21 protein-coding genes are annotated in these 24,394 nt (G+C 36.7%); 18 read left to right on the top strand and 3 right to left on the bottom strand.

Translation table 11 applies throughout. The annotated features are described in order from the left end of the window. Positions 1-50: 50 nt before the first annotated feature. The 14 genes from IGJ24_RS03120 (at position 51) to IGJ24_RS03185 (ending at position 17,266) form a co-directional block, all read left to right on the top strand. Complete coding sequence (locus IGJ24_RS03120; protein ID WP_048736949.1) at positions 51-962, top strand: aldo/keto reductase; 912 nt, start codon at positions 51-53, stop codon at positions 960-962. Between the two features lie 187 nt (positions 963-1,149). Then, positions 1,150-3,798: a DNA polymerase I gene (gene polA, locus IGJ24_RS03125; RefSeq protein WP_002355755.1), complete on the top strand. Its 2,649-nt coding sequence runs from the start codon at positions 1,150-1,152 to the stop codon at positions 3,796-3,798. Between the two features lie 99 nt (positions 3,799-3,897). Further along, entirely contained in the window at positions 3,898-4,740 is an 843-nt protein-coding gene (mutM, locus tag IGJ24_RS03130) for a DNA-formamidopyrimidine glycosylase (RefSeq protein WP_002355756.1), read from the top strand. Continuing rightward, the gene (coaE, locus tag IGJ24_RS03135; RefSeq protein ID WP_002385031.1) at positions 4,737-5,336 is read left to right on the top strand and encodes a dephospho-CoA kinase; all 600 of its coding nucleotides are present in this window, start codon (positions 4,737-4,739) and stop codon (positions 5,334-5,336) included. The genes mutM and coaE overlap by 4 nt, the downstream gene beginning before the upstream one ends. A 179-nt stretch (positions 5,337-5,515) precedes the next feature. Further along, complete coding sequence (gene nrdR, locus IGJ24_RS03140) at positions 5,516-5,998, top strand: transcriptional regulator NrdR (RefSeq protein ID WP_002381296.1); 483 nt, start codon at positions 5,516-5,518, stop codon at positions 5,996-5,998. Between the two features lie 15 nt (positions 5,999-6,013). After that, a complete protein-coding gene (locus tag IGJ24_RS03145) occupies positions 6,014-7,423 on the top strand; it encodes a replication initiation and membrane attachment family protein (protein ID WP_289865456.1) in 1,410 nt (469 codons plus the stop codon). Further along, positions 7,423-8,352, top strand: coding sequence for a primosomal protein DnaI (gene dnaI / locus IGJ24_RS03150; protein ID WP_002355760.1), 930 nt, complete (start codon positions 7,423-7,425; stop codon positions 8,350-8,352). The genes IGJ24_RS03145 and dnaI overlap by 1 nt, the downstream gene beginning before the upstream one ends. A gap of 81 nt (positions 8,353-8,433) precedes the next feature. Beyond that, positions 8,434-9,642, top strand: a complete 1,209-nt coding sequence (locus IGJ24_RS03155) for a hypothetical protein (RefSeq protein WP_289865457.1) — start codon at positions 8,434-8,436, stop codon at positions 9,640-9,642. Between the two features lie 13 nt (positions 9,643-9,655). Next, positions 9,656-11,176 (top strand): glycan biosynthesis hexose transferase WsfD, encoded by a 1,521-nt coding sequence (wsfD, locus tag IGJ24_RS03160; protein ID WP_289865458.1) that lies wholly within the window; start codon positions 9,656-9,658, stop codon positions 11,174-11,176. Beyond that, positions 11,166-12,749 (top strand): hypothetical protein, encoded by a 1,584-nt coding sequence (locus IGJ24_RS03165; RefSeq protein ID WP_002355763.1) that lies wholly within the window; start codon positions 11,166-11,168, stop codon positions 12,747-12,749. The genes wsfD and IGJ24_RS03165 overlap by 11 nt, the downstream gene beginning before the upstream one ends. Continuing rightward, positions 12,746-14,008 (top strand): glycosyltransferase, encoded by a 1,263-nt coding sequence (locus IGJ24_RS03170; protein ID WP_002355764.1) that lies wholly within the window; start codon positions 12,746-12,748, stop codon positions 14,006-14,008. Before IGJ24_RS03165 ends, IGJ24_RS03170 begins: the two co-directional genes overlap by 4 nt. 14 nt (positions 14,009-14,022) lie before the next feature. Further along, the gene (locus IGJ24_RS03175) at positions 14,023-16,089 is read left to right on the top strand and encodes a cellulose biosynthesis cyclic di-GMP-binding regulatory protein BcsB (RefSeq protein WP_016634441.1); all 2,067 of its coding nucleotides are present in this window, start codon (positions 14,023-14,025) and stop codon (positions 16,087-16,089) included. Further along, a complete protein-coding gene (locus IGJ24_RS03180) occupies positions 16,079-16,939 on the top strand; it encodes a hypothetical protein (RefSeq protein WP_002385041.1) in 861 nt (286 codons plus the stop codon). The genes IGJ24_RS03175 and IGJ24_RS03180 overlap by 11 nt, the downstream gene beginning before the upstream one ends. Positions 16,940-16,954: 15 nt before the next feature. Further along, positions 16,955-17,266 carry a hypothetical protein gene (locus tag IGJ24_RS03185; protein ID WP_002355767.1) on the top strand — a complete coding sequence of 104 codons (312 nt, stop codon included), beginning with the start codon at positions 16,955-16,957 and terminating at the stop codon, positions 17,264-17,266. Positions 17,267-17,312: 46 nt separating this feature from the next. Here IGJ24_RS03185 and IGJ24_RS03190 read toward each other — a convergent pair whose 3' ends face one another. From IGJ24_RS03190 to IGJ24_RS03200, 3 genes are read right to left on the bottom strand one after another with little or no spacing between them, the layout of a single operon-like run. Continuing rightward, positions 17,313-18,467, bottom strand: a complete 1,155-nt coding sequence (locus IGJ24_RS03190; RefSeq protein WP_002355768.1) for a pyridoxal phosphate-dependent aminotransferase — start codon at positions 18,465-18,467, stop codon at positions 17,313-17,315. A gap of 15 nt (positions 18,468-18,482) precedes the next feature. Continuing rightward, on the bottom strand, positions 18,483-19,205 hold the full coding sequence (locus tag IGJ24_RS03195) for an amino acid ABC transporter ATP-binding protein (RefSeq protein ID WP_289865459.1): 723 nt from the start codon (positions 19,203-19,205) through the stop codon (positions 18,483-18,485). Next, positions 19,198-20,661, bottom strand: a complete 1,464-nt coding sequence (locus tag IGJ24_RS03200) for an ABC transporter substrate-binding protein/permease (protein ID WP_002355770.1) — start codon at positions 20,659-20,661, stop codon at positions 19,198-19,200. The genes IGJ24_RS03195 and IGJ24_RS03200 overlap by 8 nt, the downstream gene beginning before the upstream one ends. A gap of 170 nt (positions 20,662-20,831) precedes the next feature. Between IGJ24_RS03200 and IGJ24_RS03205 the strand changes: the two genes are divergently transcribed. From IGJ24_RS03205 to IGJ24_RS03220, 4 genes are all read left to right on the top strand, one after another. Next, positions 20,832-21,938: an iron-containing alcohol dehydrogenase family protein gene (locus IGJ24_RS03205; RefSeq protein ID WP_025190343.1), complete on the top strand. Its 1,107-nt coding sequence runs from the start codon at positions 20,832-20,834 to the stop codon at positions 21,936-21,938. Positions 21,939-22,096: 158 nt separating this feature from the next. Then, a complete protein-coding gene (gene tgt, locus IGJ24_RS03210; RefSeq protein WP_002355772.1) occupies positions 22,097-23,242 on the top strand; it encodes a tRNA guanosine(34) transglycosylase Tgt in 1,146 nt (381 codons plus the stop codon). Between the two features lie 60 nt (positions 23,243-23,302). Next, positions 23,303-23,701, top strand: coding sequence for a preprotein translocase subunit YajC (yajC, locus tag IGJ24_RS03215; protein WP_179189098.1), 399 nt, complete (start codon positions 23,303-23,305; stop codon positions 23,699-23,701). A 261-nt stretch (positions 23,702-23,962) separates the two neighbouring features. Next, positions 23,963-24,268 carry a post-transcriptional regulator gene (locus tag IGJ24_RS03220; RefSeq protein WP_002355774.1) on the top strand — a complete coding sequence of 102 codons (306 nt, stop codon included), beginning with the start codon at positions 23,963-23,965 and terminating at the stop codon, positions 24,266-24,268. Positions 24,269-24,394: the final 126 nt, after the last annotated feature.

Consider the following 24,394-nt stretch of genomic DNA (forward strand, 5'->3'; position numbering starts at 1 on the left):
AATAGTGTTAAAATGAAGAAGTAAGAGGAATGGATGAGGAGGATATTAAAATGAAACAACTGCAATTTGGTACAAGTGACGAAACAGTTTCTTCGGTTATCTTAGGATGTATGCGCTTAAATAGTGCTGAAAATCCTCAACAGGTAATTGAAACTGCTTATGATCATGGCATTACATTTTTTGATCACGCCGACATTTATGGTGGCGGCGACTGCGAAACCATTTTTGGTAAGTCTTTAAAAGAAAGTACCATTCGTCGTGAAGATATTTTTATACAAACGAAATGTGGGATTCGTCAAGGCTTTTTTGACTTTTCAAAAGCACATATTTTAGAAGCGGTCGAAGGGAGTTTACAGCGTTTAGGTGTAGATTCAGTCGATGCATTATTGTTGCATCGTCCAGATACTTTAGTGGAACCAGAAGAAGTAGCTGAAGCTTTTCATTTATTAGAAAAACAAGGAAAAGTTCGCTATTTTGGTGTAAGTAACCAAACGCCAGGACAAATTGAACTTTTAAAAACAGCTGTTAAACAACCGTTATTAGCCAATCAATTACAATTTGGCATCAAGCATACTGGCATGGTGGATCAAGGCTTACAAACAAATATGGAAATATCAGGAAGCATTGATTATGATCATGGTATTTTAGATTATTCACGGTTGAAACAAATGACTATTCAAGCATGGTCGCCGTACCAATATGGTTATTTTGAAGGTGTCTTTATTGGAAATGAAAAATTCCCTGAGTTAAATCAAAAATTAAGCGAATTGGCTGAAAAATATCAAACAACGCCAACTGGTTTAGCCAGCAGCTGGATTCTGCGCCACCCTGCTAATATGCAAGTCATCGCAGGAAGTATGAATCTTGGTAGAATTGAAGAAATTGCTAAAGCAGCAGACATTGTGATTAGTCGCGAAGATTGGTACGATATTTATCGTGCAGCGGGAAATGTTTTGCCGTAAAAAGATTCTCATACTTGTGAAGATCCAGCGTGTATTGCTGATTGATTTTGGTATTTGATATAGTTGTCACTAAGGAACTATGTCAAATACCTTTTTCTTTCATTCTGCAATCGCCGTCTACTGCAAATTCTGTAGTTTTTTGTTAAAATAGAAAGGAAACTAGTTTGCTAAAGATGAGGGGAAAAAAATGACCAAAAAAAAATTATTACTCGTTGATGGAAACAGTGTAGCCTTTCGTGCATTTTTTGCGCTACATAACTCATTAGAACGATTCAAAAATAAGAACGGCTTGCATACAAATGCTATTTATGCGTTTAACAATATGTTTGAAAATGTAATGCAAAAAGAAATGCCTACTCATGTTTTAGTCGCTTTTGATGCAGGGAAAACCACATTCAGAACAGAATTTTATTCAGAATATAAAGCCGGACGTTCAAAAACACCGGGGGAATTTAAAGAACAAATGCCGTATATTCGTGAACTTTTAGAAGGTTTAGGCGTAAAATATTATGAACTACCTAACTATGAAGCAGATGATATTATTGGTACATTAGCCAACAAAGTTGATAAAGATGAATTTGATGTTGTCGTGTTATCAGGGGACCGAGATTTGACACAATTAGCGACGGACACTGTCAAAGTAGATATCACTGTTAAAGGAGTTAGCGATATTGAATCATATACACCTGAGCATATTGCTGAAAAATATGATGGGTTAACGCCTAAGCAAATTATTGATATGAAAGGGTTGGCTGGCGACACGTCGGATAACATTCCAGGTGTAACGAAAATCGGTGAGAAAACCGCGATTAAGCTGTTAAAACAATATGGCTCAGTTGAAGGGGTTTATGAGAATATCGATGAAATGAAAAAAAGCAAAATGAAAGAAAACTTGATTAATGATAAAGAGCAAGCCTTTCTTTCTAAACGTTTAGCGACAATTGAAGTCAATGCACCAGTCGAAGTCAATGTGGAAGACTTGGCATATGAAGGGAAAAACTTAGAAAAATTGGTTCCTTTTTATAAAGAAATGGATTTTAAACAATTTTTAGCTAAGTTGGACATTACAGAAGAACCTGTTGAAATGGAAGATATTTTATTTGAAGTAGTCGAAGATCAGTTAACCAATGAAATGTTTACAGACGATATGGCTCTTTATGTTGAGATGATGGAAGATAACTATCATACGTCACCGATTGTCGGCCTTGCTTGGGGCAACAACAAGAAGATTTATACCACGAATAATTTAGCTGTTTTTGAAAGTCAGCCATTTATCGACTGGTTGATGGATGAGACACGTAAAAAAAATGTCTACGATGCAAAACGGACGTACGTTGCACTAAATCGCTATGTAGGAAAAATGACAGGGATTGCCTTTGATGTTTTATTGGCTGCTTATTTACTTGATACCAATGACAATAACGCTGATATTGAAGGTGTAGCACAACATTACGGATATGATGCGATTCAATCTGATGAAGCTATTTATGGAAAAGGGGCCAAAAAAGGCTTGCCAGAGGACGAAGAAGTTTTCTTTGGTCATTTAGCACGTAAGATTAAAGCAATTCAATTTTTAACAAGCAAATTAGATAGCGAATTAACAGAAAAGAATCAAGCTGATTTATTCTATAAAATGGAATTACCACTTTCTCGTATTTTAGGCGATATGGAAATAACTGGGATCCGTGTTGATGCCACGCGCTTAAAAGAAATGCAAGTAGAATTTTCAGAACGCTTGAAAGAAATCGAAGAAAAAATCTATGCAGAAGCTGGCGAAGAATTTAATTTAAACTCACCTAAACAATTAGGCGTTATTTTATTTGAAAAAATGGGCTTACCTGTGATCAAAAAGACGAAAACTGGTTATTCAACAGCGGTGGATGTTTTAGAACAACTAAAAGAACAAGCACCAATTGTGGCAGATATTTTAACTTATCGTCAAATTGCCAAAATTCAATCAACCTATGTTGAAGGACTCTTAAAAGTAATTCAGCCAGATAATAAAATTCATACTCGGTATGTACAAACACTAACACAAACAGGACGATTAAGCTCAGTAGATCCTAATTTACAAAACATTCCTATCCGTTTAGAAGAAGGCCGAAAAATTAGAGAAGCGTTCGTACCAAGAGAGGATAATTGGTTGATTTTCTCTTCTGATTACTCTCAAATTGAGTTACGTGTGCTCGCGCATATTTCTAATGATGAGCATTTAAAAGAAGCGTTTGTGGAAGGACAAGATATCCATGCCAGCACTGCAATGCGAGTTTTCGGTGTTGAAAAAGCAGAAGATGTCACACCTAACATGCGTCGTCAAGCTAAAGCAGTGAATTTTGGAATTGTCTATGGTATCAGTGATTATGGCTTGTCCCAAAACTTAGGCATTACTAGGAAGCAAGCACAACAATATATTGACACCTATTTTGAAAAATATCCAGGCGTGAAGCAGTATATGGAAGAGATAGTCCGCGATGCCAAAGACAAAGGTTATGTGGAAACATTGTATCATCGCCGTCGTTATTTAAGTGATATTAATTCAAGAAACTTTAATCTACGTTCGTTCGCTGAACGTACAGCGATTAATACACCGATTCAGGGAAGTGCCGCAGATATTTTAAAAATTGCGATGATTGAAATGGCGCGTCGTTTAAAAGAAGAAAAATTACAAGCGACAATGTTATTACAAGTGCACGATGAATTAGTTTTTGAAGTACCAGAATCAGAATTAGAACAATTAAATCAACTCGTCAAAGAAGTGATGGAGCACGCAGTTTCCTTACATGTGCCACTTATCACCGATAGTAGTTGGGGAAAAACATGGTATGAAGCAAAATAATAGCTTACCTATTAAGAACGATGAATAAAATAAGGATAAGTAGGATCTGGACGTTGATATCTAAGCGTTCAGACCTCTTTATATAAAGGAGCAAAAATAATGCCAGAATTACCAGAAGTAGAAACAGTGCGAAAAGGACTTGAAAAACTTGTTGTAGGAAAAACCATTCAAGAAGTCATTGTTTTTTGGCCAAGAATTATTGAATCACCAGAAGTTGATGTATTTCAAGGTCAATTAGCTGGTCAAACGATTGAAGGGATTGAGCGAAGAGGAAAATTTCTGATTTTTAAATTGTCTGATAATGATATGATTTCTCACTTACGGATGGAAGGAAAATATGAGTTTCATCAGGCTGATGATGAAATTGCCAAACATACCCATGTAATGTTTACTTTTACAGATGGCACGCAATTACGTTATTTAGATGTACGGAAATTTGGCCGTATGACATTGGTTCCTAAGAATCAAGGTCATCAATATAAAGGGATTTTAGCTTTGGGCCCAGAGCCAACACCAGACGTTTTCCAATTAGCTACTTTTCAACAAGGCTTGAAAAAGCATCATAAGGCAATTAAGCCATTGCTGTTAGATCAAAAGCTAGTGACGGGCTTGGGGAATATTTATGTAGATGAAGCACTTTGGCAAGCGCAAATCCATCCAGAACAACCAGCAGATTCCTTAAAACCTGCGGAAGTTGCTACGTTGTATCAAGCAATCATTGACGTCTTGGCACGCGCTGTTGAAGCAGGTGGAACCACCATCCGCACCTATCTAAACGCGTTAGGAGAAGCAGGGACTTTTCAAGTAGCGTTGAATGTCTATGGGCAAACAGGCTTACCTTGCAATCGTTGTGGTACGCCAATTGTTAAAACAAAAGTGGCACAACGTGGTACGCATTATTGTCCACAATGCCAACAATTGAAAGGTCGTCGATTGAAATGACAAAAGTTTTAGGCATTACAGGAGGGATTGCGACAGGTAAAAGTACGGTTGTTGCTCTTTTTAAAAAAGCAGGTTATCCAATTGTTGACGGCGACATTATCGCCCGCGAAATTGTTGCAAAAGGGCAACCAGCCTTAGCCGCAATCGTTGAAACTTTCGGACCAGAAATAGTATTAACAACTGGTGAATTGGATCGGAAAAAGTTAGGACAATTAATTTTCGCTAGTCCTCAAAAAAGAGAGCTGTTAAATGAAACGCTGAAACCTTTTTTAAGAAAAGAAATTTTACGTCAAATTGAAGAAGCTAAAAAGAAAGCCGCCCTTGTTATTGTTGATATTCCTCTGCTTTATGAAGCTCATTATGAGGCGATTATGGATCAAGTTGCTGTGGTATATGTACCAGAAAAGATTCAAAAAGAGCGTCTGATGGCCCGAAACCAATTAACAGAAGAAGAAGCGCAACAACGAATTGCTAGCCAATGGCCGATTGAAATGAAAAAAGAACGAGCAGATATCGTGTTTGATAATCAAGGAACTAGAGAAGAAACGGAACAACAAGTGAAGAAGTGGCTAGAGGAACAAACTGGAAAGAAGTGAATATTTTTTAAATGGCGTAAAATGTTTTGAAAATTTCAGAAAAAACAGTGAAAGTCTTTGTTTTTATTAAAGAATGGCAAAGATTCAACTAAGAACCAGTTCTAAAGACCTAGTAATAGCGCAATTTCATGTTATAATATAGGCAACAAAAATTATACAGAATAGAAGAGGTGAACGTTATGCGTTGTCCAAGATGTCATCATAATAATTCCCGTGTTATTGATAGCCGTCAAGCAGATGATGGACGTGCAATTCGCCGTCGTCGTGAATGTGAAAATTGCAGTTATCGGTTCACTACATTTGAAAGAATTGAAGCGGCGCCATTACTTGTAATCAAGAAAAATGGGGATCGTGAAGAATTTAATCGTGATAAAATTTTGCGTGGGCTCATTCGCTCTGCGGAAAAAAGACCCGTTGCTATGGAACAAATGGTTCAAATTGTCGATAATGTTGAAAATCGAGTGCGTAGTTTAGGGGAAAATGAAGTCTCTACAACGCTTATCGGTGAATATGTGATGGAAGATTTAGTCAATCTAGATGAAATTGCCTACATCCGCTTTGCGAGTGTTTATCGACAATTCAAAGATATGAGCGTGTTTTTGAAAGAGTTACAGGACATTGTCGACAAAGCAAAATCTTCTTCTCCTGACTCAGAAAATTAAAAAGGAGGTCTTTCTTTGAAAAGAAATCGGCAAAGAATCCAACCAAAAAATATTTTTCAAGCGGTTATTGATTCACCGCTTTCTGATCAAGAGAAAGAGGTTTTAACCTTTTTATATCAACCAATTGTCGGCGCCAATGCGTTTAGTTTATATTGGCTTTTGTTATCTGAAACAACAGACTCAGAGGAGAATGGCTCGCTGTTTCATGCAGATTTAATTAGTTTGCTGGACTTGAGTTGTCAACAATTAGAAGAAGCTTGCTACAAATTAGAAGGCATTGGGTTGCTAGAAACGTATAAAAAAACAGATCGGGAATTAGGAGATTGTTATTTATATTATTTAAAAGCACCTGAAACAGCCGCTCGTTTTTTTAAAGATGAAGTGTTAGCTTTAGTGTTATTTAATCGGGTTGGACAACGGAAATTTGATCAATTAGTGCAAAAGTTCCAACCGCATCCTACCAAAACAGAGGGCTATCAAAATGTTTCCGCTAGCTTTCAAGAGGTTTATGCCTTTAAAGAAGAACAAATTGTTTCCGAAGCGAACCGATTGACAACGATTCAAGAAACTTTTTCTCAAAAAGAAAAAGCGAAGAAAATTTCTGTATCAACGGATTCTTTTGATTGGCACTATTTTGTGGAAGGTTTGCACCGTTTAGGTTTACAACTGCCTGAAGATGAGGCTAGTTTTCAAGAAGAAGTCTATGTTTTTCATCAATTATATGGCATCAATGAGTTAGATATGGTAGACTTTGCTTCGAAATCATTTGACTATTATACAAGTCGAATTTTGCCTAAGGAATTAGTGCGAACGATTCATCAAGCGTTTGATCCTGATAAAAAACCACAATCAACAAACGTAGTGACAAACAAGCAAGCACAATTGACGGTGGAAGAGCAACAAACGTATCGATATAACGCATTAAAAATGAATGGTTTTTCTGAACTGGATATTCAAATGATTATGGATAGTGAAAAGAATCCGCCTATTCAATATTTAGAAGCTTTAAAAAATAGTCGAGGCGGCTATACGACACCACAAGAACGTTCATTAGTGAAATATTTGGTTGCTAAATCAGGCTTACCGACTAGTGTGATTAATATTTTGATTAACTATGTTTACAATATTCAACAACAACCGACTTTAAAAGCGGAGTATGTGAATCGAATTGCGAATGAATGGGGACAAAGTGGCATTCATTCACCAGAAAAAGCAATTGAACATGTCAGAGAATTGGCAAAACAAAGCCAAACCAAACAAAAACAGCGACAACAAAATTATTCAGGGAAACGCCAAACTGTTCGACAAGAGCGATTGCCAGAATGGGCCGATCAGCCAAACGATGAAACAAAACTTTCCCCAGAAGAACAAGCCGAGTTAGATCGACAAATTCAAGAATTTTTAAACCAAGGAGGTGACCAATGATGGAAGACGTAGGAAAAGAAATGTCAAAAATTATCCAGAAGCGTGACATCAATGAACGATATGAAGAGCTGGTTAACGAAGTATTGAAAGATCAAGATGTTCAAGCCTTTATACAAGCAAACCGAGAGCGTTTAACCGATGAAGATATTCGTAAAAGTTATGCTAAGCTGTATGAATTTGTTCAAGAAAAAAAGAAATTTCAATTAAACGATCCGGCAATGATTGCCCCCGGCTATGAGCCAAGATTAATGTTGAATTTTCATTACATTGATGTAACGTATGTCCCAACGGCTGATTTAATCGCCCGTCAGAAGGAAGAAGAAATTCGTAATCGAGTAAGGGCAATGGACATGCCAAAAGATGTCCGAGAAGCAAATTTACGAGATTTCGATCCATCTTCTCAAGGTCGAGCCAAAGCGTTAGCAGAAGCAATGCAATTTTTAAGAGAATATCCTGCGACACCAAAAGAATTTCATAAAGGGCTCTATTTACAAGGCCCCTTCGGTGTAGGAAAATCTTTCTTATTAGGTGCGATGGCTAATGCTTTAGCAGAACGTGGATTTACTACGACAATTGTTCATTTTCCAACATTTACAGTAGAAATGAAGCAAGCCATTGGTCGCGATCAAGTTGGTGAAAAGCTCGATGCAGTAAAAAAATCCCCTATATTAATGATTGATGACATTGGTGCGGAATCCATGACTAGTTGGATTCGTGACGACGTTTTAAGCGTAATCTTGCAATACCGAATGCAAGAACAATTAGTTACTTTTTTCTCTTCCAATCTAGATTTAAAAGCTTTAGAAGAGCATTTAACCGTGACGCAACGAGGAGAACAAGAGCCGCTAAAAGCCAGACGAATTATGGAACGTGTGCGTTATCTGTCAAAAGAGATTACGATGACAGGAAATGATCGACGAAACGGTTAAAGCAATCCTTTTATTTTTATGGATTGCTTTTTTTCTTGCGCTTGAAGATGTAGCGTAAGTTTCGCAAAAACAAGTACTTTTGTGTACACTGACAATAAAGAAGTGAGGAAAAGAGGCGTAACAATGAAGAGAAAACTTTGGATTTTTATTGGGGTATTCGTGGTGCTTCTGGGAGGATATTTTCTTTTGTTTAGAGAAAAATCCTATAAAATAGAGGTGGAAAAAGTGAATCCAAAAATTCAACGCTTAATGTCGACAGACAAACAACATTTTTTAACAAAACATGAATTTCACACAAAAGAAACAGCTGAACGCAAAGATTTGTTGAAGTTTTTTATTGAAACCCGGCTCAAAACAGACGGCGGCTTTTTAACCAATTATTTACCAGATGCTGAACGCAAAGATGTCGCCACAGGACATGAGTTGCTAAGTGAGTCTTCGGGTCTATATTTGCGTAATTTAGCTTTTGATACGCAGGGACGTTTTGATAATTTTTACAAGCAGACGAAAGACACCTTTTACGACGGCGTCCAATTTAGTTACCGAATTGACGAGCAAGGCAATAAATACAATGTCAATGCCTCGATTGATGATTTACGGATCATTCGTTCATTAATTGAAGCAGGGGGTCATTTTAAAACAGATCAGTATGATCAAGAAATTAAAAAATTAGGCAAGAGTTTTATGAAAACCTCTATGAAAGATAATATTCTAATTGATTTTTACGATAGTAAATCAAAACAACAGTCTTCAGAAACTTCTTTGTTTTATATTGACTTAATTACGCTGGGTTATCTATACAAAGAATTTGGGATTTCAGCAGACTACTTGCAGTATCATTACCAATTAATAGACGATGGCTATATTTCTGATGATTTACCTCTTTATCAAACGAAGTTTAATCATCAGACAAATAAATACGAAAACAACGGAACACTTAATATTATTGAATCTTTATTAACGATTGTCCATTTAAGTGAAGTGGGTATGGCGAAGCAGACTAGTATTGATTTTGTACGAAAACAAGTTCAGCAAGGAACGCTTTTTAACTCGTATGATTTAAATGGATCGCCCGTGGATAAAAATCAATCTGCAGCCAGTTATGCGATAGCGGCTTTAATTGGTGTTGCCGAAAATGACAAAGAGTTGTATCGTGCGGCAATTACAGTACTTAATAATTTTCAAATTATGGATTCAAGCAGTCCGATTTATGGAGGATTTGGTGATAAAGTTACGAAACAAGTCTATTCCTATAATAACTTAATGGCTCTTTTGGCCTATGATTTCTAGATGAGGTGAAAGCATGGAAAAGATCAAAAAACACATGAACTCGGCTTTTGAATGGTTGAGTCGTTATATTTCTCCAAGTCTTTTGACCGTTTTAGGGATTGGGTTAGTGACAAGCATTTTGTTATTTGTTTATCCGATTAATGGCTTGGGAGATAATGGCGAGTATTTTCGTGTGTTAAATTCAAATAGTCTTTATCGTGTCAATGGTGATAGCTACGACAATGTGGCCTATTTTGTTAAGGACTTTTCAATTATGCGTTATTTTAATGAAACAACGACGCACTTTGTTTCCACTCAACAATTTTTCATCACCATTGCCATTTGGCTTAATAAACTTTTTTATAGTCAAACACTTTTCGATATTCGTTTCTTAGGTTTCGTTTATCTTAGTTGTTTTTTAGTGTCAATTTATATTCTGGTACGAGGCTTAACCGAAGGCGTATCTTTGAAAAAAAGTTATCTTATCTCCTTGTTGGTTATTTTCATCTTGGGGGATACCTCCTATACGATTTATTTTAATTCCTTTTATACAGAAGCGACGAGTTTTTTACTTTCTGTGAGTGTTTTAGCATATTCAGTCTATTTTTATCGGGTGACGAAACCACGAACTTGGCTCAGAAGAATAGTTTTAGTTATCTTGGCACAAGCAGTAGTACTTTTAATAGGAACAACACGCCAAGAATATTTGCTGATTATTGGCGTAATTATTGCTGGATTAGGATTTTTTGTCTACTTGTCACAACGTTACCAACGATTGTCAATGACGGCCTTTTTAATTGCGTTGATTGGTTTTACAACGTTAGCGGCTTTTATCGTTCCTAACGATATCTATGAACGTGATGTCTACCACAGTATGACGCGCGGTGTAATGAAGGATAGTAAGGTTCCGGATAAACGGATGTCAGAGGGCGGAATCAACCCGCAATATGGGTTGCAAAAGGGACGTTCCTACTTTGAAGAATACAGTCCTGTGTCACCAACTTCTGAACAAATGAAAAAAGATTTTTTTGATAAAACGAGTTTTGGATGGGTGTTCTTGAATTATTTAAATTATCCATCTGAATTATGGCAAGGACTGAATTCAGCGGTACCAAATGTTTACTTAGTAAAGCCTAATAATGTGGGGAATTTTGAGAAAACGACAGGGCGTGCACCACTGGAACAATCTAAATTTTTTATGGTGTATAACCGTATTAAAGCCAGTTTTTTCCCTAAAAACTTTGCTTTCTATCTATTATTAGGCGTGATTCTGTTTGGTTTATATGGCGTTGGTTTATACAGAGGACTCAAGAGAAACGAACCCAGATTAGTTTTTCGCTTCTTTTTAATGACAGGGATTTATCTAAATTTATTAGTTGTTTTCATTTCAACAATTATTATTGATGGGGATAGTGACTTAGTACGTCATTTGTTTTTAGTCTCAGTATTTTTAGATTTTCTCTTGTTACAAATTGTTTCTGATGTTATTGGTAAACGAATGTGGCAAGATACAACACCACAAGTCATTGGGGAGGTAGAGGGAATTGAAAAATAAACAATATCTTATTGGCTGGGTGTGTTTCTTACTCTTTTTCGTTTTTTGTGGCTTTGCCAAACCGGCGCTGGCTGCACCAAGTAAACATGTCTTACTTGTCTATGACAGCTTGAATATTGCTGGGAAAAAAGAAAATGATGTGGATGCTTTACAACGAGTGTTGACGAGTTTTGGAGTAGAAGTTCAGAGTGTGGCGGTATCAGATTATGTACCTGGCGAATTGCTAAATGATGGCTATGACAGTTTGATTTCTATGGTGAATTGGCCTGAACAAGCCGGCGTTATTGCCTCTGATTTTCTAGCAGATCGAGTTCATTTTAAAGGTAAACAATTACACATTGGTCGAAACATGCGTGACGATGAAAAACAATATTTTAGCGGTACATGGAAAGAATTAAGTCATCGTCAATATCGGTTAGAAGATGAAAAAAACCGCTTTTCTCAAGTATTGCCTTTTCAAGATCAATCAGTTGTGCTGGAAAATACGCAAGGTCAGACAGTTGGTCGATTAAAAACACAAGAATTAGCACCAGAAGAATATCCATTTGGTGTAATTGAGAATGGGCATGCTTTTCTCCCAATGTTTGAACGCAAAGGCGCTGTTTTTTTAGAAAGCTTGGACGTAATTAGTCAATGGCTGGAAAGTGAAAAAATGTCACGGCCGTTTTTGACGATTTCTGATTTTAACCCGTTAAGAGATATGTCTGTGGCAACCTATTTGCAAGAAGAATTAGTTAAAACCACGTATCCTTATATTTTATCCAGTACGAGCGTTTCACAAAACAATACGATTTTACCTTATAAACTATTTACGAATGCGTTACGTGCGTTTGCTTCGACGGGGGTTATTTTCTTAGAAACACCGGTCGTTAACAATGTTGATTTAAATGACCAACGTGCTTTGAAACAATTGATGGAGCAGCAGATTAGTTTATTGGTCGACAGACATGTCTATCCAGTAGGCATTTCTGCTCCAGGATACTGGAATCAAGACCTTCAATACCAAGAGGATGGTCTAGCAATTAGTGATACAGTGATTCTAAGAGAAAATCCGCCGATTGAACGCGTTTTTTATCGGAACCAAACGGGAGAATCAATCACTTATAAGAATGCTTTGTTTGATTTACCGTATGATTATTTATCGGGGATTGAATGGACGGATAAAGATAATCCGAATGACTATCGATTTCCAATGCCGACCACCATTAGTTTTTCATTTCCAAATTCTAAAAAAGAAGTGGATCATCTAATTCAAGAAGTCAAGGAAGCACCAATAGTGTTTAGTGTTTCAGAAGCGGATCAACATTTCACTGTTCAAACACAAACGCAGAAAATCGAATTTCGGAATAATCGGTTCTTCTTAAACAATCAAATTGTCAATGGTTTGGCTGATACAGGGGCCTCAACAGTTGAAAAACAACGATTTACAGGCTTATTTTCATTCTTTTTCAGTATTACAAACAATATTTTGATTGGCGTTGTCACGCTGACTTTAATCATCCTGATTATTTTGTTTATGATTGGACGAAAGAATTATCGGTCGAAATATATTAATAAGGAGGAAGACAAATGACCATTGCTGACATTGTAATGTTAACAGCAACTATCATTATTTGGAGTCTACTAATTGTAAATATTCTCTTAGTTATTTTTGGCTATGTTTATTATTTAAAAACAGATCCTGTCGCACCACCACCTGTAGAGGACGAAGACGCGCCGTTTGTTTCAATTATGGTGCCGGCCCATAATGAAGGAATTGTCATTGTGCGGACAGTTGAAGCGTTATTGAATTTTAATTATCCGCAAGATCGCTATGAAATTATTGTGATTAATGACAACTCAAGTGATAATAGTGCTGAGCTTTTAGCGAATGTCCAAAAAAAGGCGGTTAATCGAAATTTGCAGATTATTAATACAGACAATATAACAGGTGGTAAAGGTAAGTCTAATGCCTTAAACATTGGTTTCAAGCAAGCCAAGGGGGACGTGATTGCCATTTATGATGCGGACAATACACCTGAACCGAATGCACTCCGTTATTTAGTTGGAGAGTTAATCGCTAGTGAGGAATACGGCGCGGTTATTGGTAAATTTAGAACGAGAAATCGCAATGCAAGCTTGTTGACACGCTTTATTAATATCGAGACACTGGCCTTTCAATGGATGGCACAAGCCGGTCGTTTTCAATTATTTAAGTTATGCACGATTCCTGGCACAAATTTCATTGTTCGTCGTAGTATTATTGAAGCCATTGGCGGCTGGGATGACAAAGCGTTAGCCGAAGATACAGAAATCAGTTTCCGCATCTATATGATGGGCTATAAAATTAAGTTTCAACCAAAAGCAGTGACGTGGGAGCAAGAGCCACAAACTTTGTCAGTTTGGTTCCGGCAACGGACGCGATGGGTCAAAGGCAATATTTATGTCATTGTTAAAAATGCTAAATTATTGTTTAATCCTAAAGCGAGTCGGATCCGTTTTGATATTTTATATTTCTTGTCCATTTATTTTCTCTTAATGACATCGCTCGTTTTGTCAGACATCATGTTAGTTTTATCAATGTCTGGTTACTTAACAACGACCCTGCAAGGATTTAGCAATTCCTTATGGTTGTTAGCGATTTTGTTATTTATTTTCAGTACTTTTGTCAGTATTACAACCGAAAAAGGCGAAATGACTTTAGAGAATATCTTAATTATTGCCTTGATGTATATTACATACAGTCAGATGTGGCTAGTAGTCGCCGCTTATGGCATGGTGATGTATATTAAAGAAAATGTTTTTCATAAACAAACACAAACAAAATGGTACAAAACTGAACGATTTAAATAAGGAGGAAACGTGCAATGAAACAAAAAACAGTCACTTTAATAGGGTTGTTCTTTCTGGCAATTCTGATTGGTGTCGCAAGTCCGACCGTATACGCCGAAAATAAAGAACAAGACAACCATACCTTTACACAACCTTTTCAAAATAAAACAATCTCTTTAACAGGTACTTCTGTCCGTAGCACCATGTATTTTACAAAAATTGATTATTGGGACGTAAAAAAAGCATCATTCAATATGACTTACCAAATCACACAATTAAAAAATAATCAGACCTCAGATTTAACTGTGGCAGTGAATGGTGTGAAGTTTTATTCTTGGCGTCCTGAAAATACGACTGGTATTCAACAAAAGACGATTGAAATCCCTTTGGAACTGATTAAAGAGACAAATACATTGACTGTTGAGGGCCAAATTATTAATCAGGCAGGAAACGATATGTATAATTTAATTGAAACTCCGGCAAATTGGTTAACGATGTATGAAGGATCTAACGTAAACTTCCAATACGATTTACAATTACCAGAGAATACAATTCATTCTTTTTATAATCATTTTGTGGGAGCAGACACGATTGCAAATAAACACAGTGTTATTTTGACACCAGAAAATGCATCGGAAAAAGAATTAGCTGCAGCGACCCATGCGTTAGCTGGCGCTGCTCGTTTGATTACTACTTCAGAAGAATTGTTGCCAATGGCTTCTTTGAACAAAGAACAGTCAGCACCCTATCAGTTGATTATTGTCAGCTATGATAAATTACCAGATCAGTATAAAAGTCAAATTGATAGCAAACGTGTGGAGGACCAGGCTGTCTTAAAATTTTTCAATCAACCAGATAAGCATGTTTTAGTAGCTACTTCTAAAGATGAGGACTTACTTGTTCGTGCGGGACGTTATTTAGCAAACTATGAATTAATGACCCAAACAGATAAAGAAGAGACAACAGTTGATGAGAATACCGATACGTTTAGTTCAACTTTAGAATTTGATGGAAATTATCCATTAACCTCAACGGGGGACAAACTAGAAGGGGCCTATCACCAAGAACAAACGTACTTTGTCAATTTACCAGTGGATCGAAACAATGCCAATGGAAGTCGCGTGCATTTACATTTTAAATACGCTGAAAACTTAGATTTTGATTCTTCTTTAGTGACGGTCTATGCCAATGATAAACCAATTGGCAGCAAGAAATTAACCGCTGCTCGTGCGAACGGTGATGAATTAAATCTCGAATTTCCAAAGAACTTAGAAATTGCTGATAGTTTTGTTTTAAAAGTTGCTTTTGATTTGAATGTTAAATCACCAGAAGTTTTGCGAAATGGTCAGACTCCATGGGCCTTTATTGAAAATAATTCGAATGCGTTTATTCAAACAGAAGAACTTAATGACATATTATTTAACAACTATCCGAACATTTTTATCAGAAGCCGTTCTTTTGCTGATTTAGCGATTTTATTACCAGAAAAAATGGACGACAACTATTTTAAAGTGTTGACCAATTTATTTAACTTAATTGGTAATTATGCCGAAAGTAATGTCGGTGAGATTACGTATTATAAAAAAGCGCCTAAAAATGCGGCATTAGAAAATCATAACTTGATTATTTTTGGTACGCCTAAGGATAATCCGATGATTCGTAAGTTAAACGATCAGTTATATTTCCATTATGATAAGGACTTCACACGTTTTGTTTCAAACGAGAAACTGAGCATTGAAAAAGATTATGGTAAACAAATCGGTACGGCGCAGTTAATGTTTTCTCCATATAATGCGAAAGCCGCGGCGTTAATCTTAACAGGAGCTAAATCACAAGGTGTCTTTTTAGCCTCTACACAAGTGAATACAGAGAAGAATACTTCTATGTACAAAGGAGATGCCATTGTGGTCGATCCGAACTATCGTCGCTATGATTATCGTTTCAAAAAACGTGTAAGCAACGTTAGCAACGAATCATTAGGTAAACGAATTGTCAATAATCATAAATTAATGATTTATCTATTTGTCTTCTTAATTGGTATGACTATTATTGGATTAAGTGCGTTCTTCATCGTGAAGAAGAATTTGAAAGGTGGGGAATAGAGTGAATCAAAAACGAGTGACCTTACTTTTGGATTTAACTTTGTTAGTAGGAATTGTTTTGGTTGTCGGCACAACCATCTTTATGGCCTTAGGAACGAATGATTTCTTTGTGGACTTAAGTTGTCTATTAATTTCAGTTATCTTAATTATCGTTACCTATTTTGTAGGAATTACAGCGGGGTTAACATTTTCGCTTATATTTATTTTTCTACAATTGACTTATGTTGTATATCAGTATGTCTATCATGATTTGTTTAGCTATGGCTCATTATTTTGGCTAATCATGCCGCCGCTCTACTGTTTAACAATCTATGCAGTGACTTATCAAATTCGTACGATTGAAGAAGAAAATATTCGCTTACGTAAAGAAACTTCACGGTTAAATGCGTTAGATGCAGTAACTAATTTAAGAACAGCAAAAATGTACGAGGAAGGATTCGATTTATTTTCTGACATTTCTACACGTTATGAAGCGCCGTTATATTTAGTCGTGATCCGAGTGGCCTATTGGGAAAGTATTCGTAACTTATTAAGTCCTGAACAAAAGAATGAATTGCTACAAATCGTGACAGCGGCGATTAAAGAGACAACGGATGATCGCTTCTTACCATACTTTATCGACGGCACACCGCCGACTTGGGCGTTATTAATTTTCCGCGATGGGGATGATGGATATACTACTAGAAAAGAATTCAAACAACAAGCTCAAGAGAAATTTGCCCATTCTGAAACCTTAAGGAATATTACTTTGACATTACAAGTTTCCTATACCAAATATGATCCTGCCGAATTTAACAACGCTTCAGAATTTTTAGGGGATGGAATTAATTCTCTTCAATATGATGTTTAAAAAGGAGGCAAACAAATGACTGAAAAACTTGCTGTTTTTACAGGGAAATTAGCAGAGGCTGGTGTGTTAAATGAGACGCAGCCATTGTCAATGCGATTACATTTAGAAAATATCCAAGCAGAAAGTGATCCAGAATCCATTGTGCCCTTATTTTCTCATGGGGTAATTTTAAACATACTTGTTGAACAGTTAGAGGAAAGTATCCCGCTGTCTCACTTGAAAAAAGGGACCAAAGTCCGTTTCACAGTCGTGGGCTTGCCGCCGATGACTATGTCGATTCCACCGCATGTTGGTGGGCAAGCGATTGAATTGATAGAAGAAATCTAAAAAGCTTCTGCATTAGCTATGATTATTAGCTAATGCAGAAGCTTTTTTATTCAAAGGTCATTCTTTCAATTCGATCGAACGCTTCCTTTAATAAATCTAAATTTTGTGTTGCGGCTAAACGAATGTACTCATCGCCCGTTGTTTCACCAAATGCTTTTCCGGGAATCACTAATACTTGTGTCTCTTTTAAAAGCTTTTCCACAAAAGGGACGGAAGTTAGTCCAGTTTTTTGAATATTAATGAAGGCGTAAATACTTCCTTTGACTGGATGAAGCGAAAGGAAAGGAATCTTTGCTACTCGCTGGGCCACATACTCTAAACGTGTTTGGAACACTTCAACGATTGGGTCTACAAATTCGTCAAAATGTTGTAACGCATAGATTCCTGCTTGCTGTGACAACGTAGGCGCAGAATACGTAACGCCTTCATTAATTAATTTGGCTACTTCGTTAATATAGTCTGGGGCAATCATATAACCAATACGCCAACCAGTCATTGCAAAGGCTTTTGAAAAGCTACCAAAAGTGATAGTATTTTCTGGAGCAAACGTAGCCATGGGAGTAAACGTTTCTTGGAAACAAAAGGCTTCATAAACTTCATCTGAAAGAATGTATAAGTTGTGTTCAATCGCTACCTGTGCGATTTCTCTGAAAGTTTCTTCAGAGAAAACAGCGCCTGTTGGGTTATTCGGTGAATTAAGAATAATCGCTTTGGTTTTAGGCGTGATTTTTTCTTTCAAAAGAGCTACATCAATTTGGAAACCATCTTCTTCATAGGTTGGTAAAAAGACCGGAACGCCATCTGCTAAAAGGACTTGGTCTTTATAAGGAGAGAAATAAGGTTCATGAATAATCACTTCATCTCCAGGATTTAGAATCACTTGTAAGGCAAGGTACATTCCGTGCAGAGCGCCAACTGTGGCCCGGACTTGATTCGGTTGAAAAGATAATTGATAATGTGACTGATAAAACTGAATGACCGCCTCAATGAATGCCTCGCTACCATCAGAAGCGGTATATTTTGTATGCCCATTTTTGGCATCGTTAGCTGCTTGTTCGATAATCCGCTCATCGGTAATTAAGTCAGGGTCACCAATCGATAAATCGATTAAATTTGGGGTCTTTTTCGCTAATGTTGCAATATCCATGAGTAAATTTTCAGTAGGTTGTTGGTAACGTGTTGCGATATTCTTGCGATCCATACCAGGTGCTCCTTTTTATAAAACTTTTCTTAGAAAATCTTGTGTTCTTGGGTTTTGTGGCGCATCAAAAATTTCTTCAGGTGTGCCTTCTTCTTGAATGATTCCTGCATCCATAAAAATGACACGGTCCGCGACTTCTTTTGCGAAGCCCATTTCATGGGTAACCACTACCATTGTCATCCCTTCAATAGCTAAATTTTTCATAACGGATAGCACTTCGCCCACCATTTCAGGGTCTAAGGCAGAAGTTGGTTCATCGAACAGCATCACGTCAGGGCGCATGGCTAAAGCACGAGCAATCGCTACCCGTTGTTGTTGCCCACCAGAAAGTTGAGCGGGATAATTTTCTTTTTTATCTGATAAACCAACTTGTTCCAGTAAGGAAAGAGCATGTTCTGTGGCTTCAGCAGCGGCTTCTTTTTTTACTTTAACAGGACTAATCGTTAAGTTTTCCAAGACATTTTTATGCGGGAAAAGATTGAAATTTTGGAATACCATTCCCATTTTTTGACGAAGTTGATCAATGTTGGTATTTTTATCTAATAAATTTTTTCCTTCAAATTCAACGTTGCCACCAGTTGGTGTTTCTAATAAGTTCAAGCAACGTAAAAAAGTACTTTTACCACTGCCAGAAGGGCCAATAATTACGACAACTTCACCAGCTTCAATTTCTAAGTCAATTCCTTTAAGTACTTCATTTTTTCCGAATGTTTTCTGTAAGTTTTTAATGTTAATCACTAGTACTCATTCTCCTTTCAGCAACACCTAATAGACGCGAGATAGTAAAGGTTAGGACGAAATAAATCAACGATACAATTAAGTAAGGTAAGAAGGGTTTAAAACTTGCTCCTTGAACGTTGCCAGCTTGGAAAATTAGTTCTGAAACACCAATGACTGAAACAACGGAAGATTCTTTAATTACTGTAACAAATTCATTGCCTAACGCTGGTAAAATATTTTTAATAGCTTGTGGGAAAATGATGTATCGCATTGCTTGGTTTTGATTCATTCCCAAAGAACGAGCAGCTTCCAATTGTCCTTTATTAACCGCCTGAATACCAGCACGAATAATTTCTGCTACATATGCACCACTGTTTAGAGAAAGGGCAATACAACCAGCTGCTACTTTTGATAAGTCTAAACCAAGAACGCCTGTCCCGAAATAGACAATAAAAATTTGAACAAGCAAAGGAGTGCCACGAACATATTCAATATAAGCAATGGCAATACCACGTAAAATTTTGGAATTGGCTAACTTCATTAAGGCAAGTAATGCCCCTAAAATGGCACCAAACAAAACACCAATGAAAGCTAGGAAAATGGTATAGCCTGCACCGTTAAGGTAGAACTTTCCATACTTTTGTAAAAAGCTTTGATCTTTTTGGAACATTAATTGATTGGCTTCTTTTTTATAACCGTCCATTAATTTTTGATCATTAATTTGTTTAATAGAGGCATTTACTTTCTCCGTCAAAACGGGCGCATCTTTAGGAAAAGCAACGGCAGTATCTTTTGAGCCTTTTTCAAAGGTAACATCAGCAAAAGCTAAATCCTCATTTTGAGAAACATAGGCTTCGCCAACCGGTTCTTCCATAACGACTGCATCTAATTTATTATTTTTTAGATTCATAATTAAATCTGGAATTTTTTGAAGAGAAGTAGGGACAGCACCGGTTAATTCGGTTTTAATTAATTCTTCTTGTGTCGTTTGCTTTTGGGCACCTGCACGAACGCCTTCGAAATCTTTAGTGGAATGAAATTTATCTTTGTCTTCTTTCCGAACAATGACTCTTTGTTGAACGTTCATATATGGTTGAGAAAAAGCTACTTCTTTTAATCGTTCAGGCGTTGGCGACATGCCAGAGATGACCATGTCAATCTTGCCAGTTTTTAAGGCCCCTAACAGAGCATCGAAGCCTAGTTCTTCGATTTTTAACTTAACGCCTAAATCGTCGGCAATTTTTTGAGCAATAGAAATATCAAAACCGACAATTTTATCTTCACCATCTACTTTTGCATGAAATTCATAAGGGGCATAGTCTGCGGATAAGCCGACAACTAGTTCTCCCTTTTGGATGATTTTGTCATAGACTGGATCGTTTTCGGCTGCAAAAGTTTCTTTAATAGGTAATAATGAGAGCAACAAGAATAAAATTGGTAAAATCGTCTGTAGCCATTTTTTACATTTGGTCATTTGCGTAAACTCCTTTTTGTATTATTTTTATAAATATTCAAAAAAAGCGAATAAATGTATAAAAATTTATTGTGTTATGATGTGGTTTATCATATCATAGAATATGTAAAAGGAAAAGTAGTAGAGTTGAAAAAAAACAACTTTTTCAAAAAAATTTTCAAAAGTCAAAAATGAAGGGGATTTTCAAGATGGAACAATCATTAATTGTGAGAGGGACACCACAAGAGTATCTTTGCGAAATTGGTTCGTGGGAATTATTAGAAGGACAACTATTATGCAGAAATATTCATCGTGTATTCATTTTACACGGGACCGAGTCATGGCAAGCGGCAAAACCGTATTTTCCGACGTTTCAAAAAGTAACAGCTGTTTTTGAAAACTATGGAGGTGTTTGTACAGATCAACGTGTGCAAGAGTTAGAAGCGCAAGTGCTGGACAATCATTTAGAGGCCATCGTCGCTGTTGGTGGGGGAAAAGTGGCCGACTTGGGCAAAGCCTTAGCACACAAAATGGCGTTACCGGTAATTATTTTGCCCACTTTAGCAGCTACTTGTGCACCGTGCACACCATTGAGTGTAATGTATCGAGAAGATGGAGCAATGGAACGGTATGACGTTTTTCCGCAAGCAAACGCTTTGGTGTTGGTAGAACCAAGAGTGTTATTGCATTCGCCTCGGTCCTTAATGGTGGCAGGTATTGGGGATACATTAGCTAAATGGTACGAAGCAGATGCGATTATTTCGCAGTTAGACGTCCAAGTGTTACCTATTCAAGTTTCTCATTTTGCCGCGGAAAAATGCCGCGATATTTTGTTAAATGAAAGTATCAATGCTTTAAAAGCGATGGAAGAGCAACAATTAAATCAATCGTTTATTGATGTCATCGAAACAAATTTAATTATTGGTGGAATGGTGGGTGGCTTTGGCGATGATTATGGTCGGACAGCGGGTGCCCATTCCATTCATGATGCACTAACTTTGCTGCCAGCTAGCCATCAACAATTGCATGGAAACAAAGTGGCGTATGGTGTGTTTGTTCAATTAGCCATTGAAGAGAAATGGCAAGAAATCGCTGAATTGATTCCTTTCTATCACCAACTAGGTTTGCCTATTTCTTTAAAAGAAATGGAGATGGACTTAACTGAAGCCGAGTATCAAGAAGTAGCAGAACGTGCTTGTATAGAAGGCGAAACGATTCATTATATGAAACAAAAAATTACCCCTGAAATTGTGAAAACAGCGATGCAAGATTTAGAAAAATATACAGCGACAAAATAAGTGCCAAACAGCAACTAGTTCATTTGAATTATTTGAACTAGTTGCTGTTTTTTAAGGATCCTTTTTTGAAAAAAGAAACCTTGAGAAATCCTTGCAAATTCAATAAAAAAAAAGTATGATGATGGGAGGACAAATTATAGTAGAAAGTAGGGAAATGAATGACGGAACCAGCCATTCGTTATCGTTTAATCAAAAAAGATAAACACACAGGTGCGCGTTTAGGTGAATTAATTACTCCTCACGGCACATTTCCAACACCAATGTTTATGCCGGTAGGTACACTTGCGACAGTTAAAACAATGTCACCAGAAGAATTAAAAGAAATGGGTGCCGGTGTTATTTTAAGTAATACTTACCATTTATGGTTACGCCCAGGTGAAGATTTAGTCGAAGAAGCAGGCGGTTTACACAAATTTATGAACTGGGATCAACCTATTTTAACTGATTCAGGTGGCTTCCAAGTCTTCTCATTAAGTGATATGCGGAAAATCGAAGAAGAAGGTGTGCATTTTAGAAATCATTTAAATGGTTCAAAAATGTTCCTTTCTCCAGAAAAAGCGATCAATATTCAAAATAAATTAGGATCAGATATTATGATGAGCTTTGATGAATGTCCACCATTTGATGAAAGCTATGAGTATGTCAAACGCTCGATTGAACGGACTTCTCGTTGGGCTGAGCGTGGCTTAAAAGCCCATGCGAATCCTGATAGACAGGGATTATTCGGTATTGTTCAAGGTGCGGGATTTGAAGATTTACGTCGTCAAAGTGCCAAAGATTTAGTGAGTATGGATTTTCCTGGCTATTCGATTGGTGGCTTATCTGTTGGTGAGTCTAAGGAAGAAATGAACCGAGTCTTAGACTTTACGACACCGTTAATTCCTGAAAATAAACCACGTTACTTAATGGGTGTGGGTGCCCCTGATTCATTAATTGATGGAGTGATTCGTGGGATTGACATGTTTGATTGTGTGTTACCAACACGTATTGCGCGCAATGGTACTTGTATGACTTCACAAGGTCGCTTGGTTGTTAAAAATGCCCAATATGCAAGAGATTTTCGTCCGCTTGATGAAAAATGTGATTGTTATGTTTGTCGTAATTATACGCGGGCCTATATTCGTCATTTGATTAAATGTGATGAAACATTCGGAATCCGTTTAACATCGTATCATAATTTATACTTCTTGTTAGACTTAATGAAAAATGTCCGTCAAGCAATTATGGACGACAATTTATTAGAATTCCGACAAGCGTTTTTTGAAGAATATGGCTTTAATAAAGCGAATGCAAAAAGTTTCTAAAAATTAGAGGAAAAAACTAGTTCTTCAAGCATTTTTTTGATACAGTTAGTAGTGTGAATAATGCAGAGTGAGGTGAAACAAATGGGTGGCGGATTTACAATGATTTTTACATTAGTCCTTTTAGGAGGAATGATGTTTTTCATGACACGTTCTCAAAAGAAACAACAACAAGAACGTCAAAAACAACTAAACGCAATGAAAACTGGCGATAGTGTTGTCACAATTGGTGGTTTACATGGTGTTTTAAGTGAAATCAACGAAAAAACAGTTTTAATCGATTGCGAAGGTATTGTCTTAGAATTTGACCGTGCAGCAATTCGAACTGTAACATCTGGAACTGCCGTTACAAATGATTCAGCAGTAACTAGTGTACCAGTCACAGAAGTTGAAGAGACAGTCACAGAAGAAGTAACTGAAGTTCCTGAAACATCAGATCCTTCAAAAGAAAAGAAAGACTAAACGAATCAACTGATTTATTTAATGGTTAAAGAGAGCGGAACAGGCTTTTCAAAGGCGAAACTGTGACCAGTAGTCACACGAGAAAGCCAATAAGAAGAGATAATTCCTATTCCGCTCGTGTCGTTTATCTTAAAATGTAGGACTAGGAAGGTAGGTCATTTTGACTTACGCCCTAAGTCCTTTTTAACTATTAAGTTTACAAAAAAGGTTCCTTTTTATAGTGTTGAAAGATAGTTAAAAAGTGAGCAATCTTTCGCTTGGTTGGAAGGAGAAGAGCCCATGACAAAGGAAAAATTAAGTTGGTTACAACAAAAAATGCTCAATAAAAGTATTAAAAAGAAGTGCCAAAATTTTCGTGAACTAGGTTATTCTTCCATCAACGAAGAAGATTTATTGACTTATTTACTCACCTATCGTTGGAAAAAACAAACCCATTTATCTGTCAAAGACTGTCGTAAAGACATTCAGAAGGTTAAGCCGAATGAATTTTTTGACTATCAACAATTATTGGCACAGACATCAAAAAATCCTTTAAGGGACTGGCATGATATTGAAGACTTATTCTAGAAAAAAGAATAGGTCTTTTTTTTTGAGATAAAAAAAATTATAAATAGTTGTGAAAAATATCACAAAAACTATTTACAAGATTCGTTTTATGTTGTATGATGTGAATGTGAAATAGTTAACAAAGTT

Source organism: Enterococcus sp. DIV0546 (assembly GCF_051712785.1).
Lineage (GTDB): Bacteria > Bacillota > Bacilli > Lactobacillales > Enterococcaceae > Enterococcus > Enterococcus faecalis.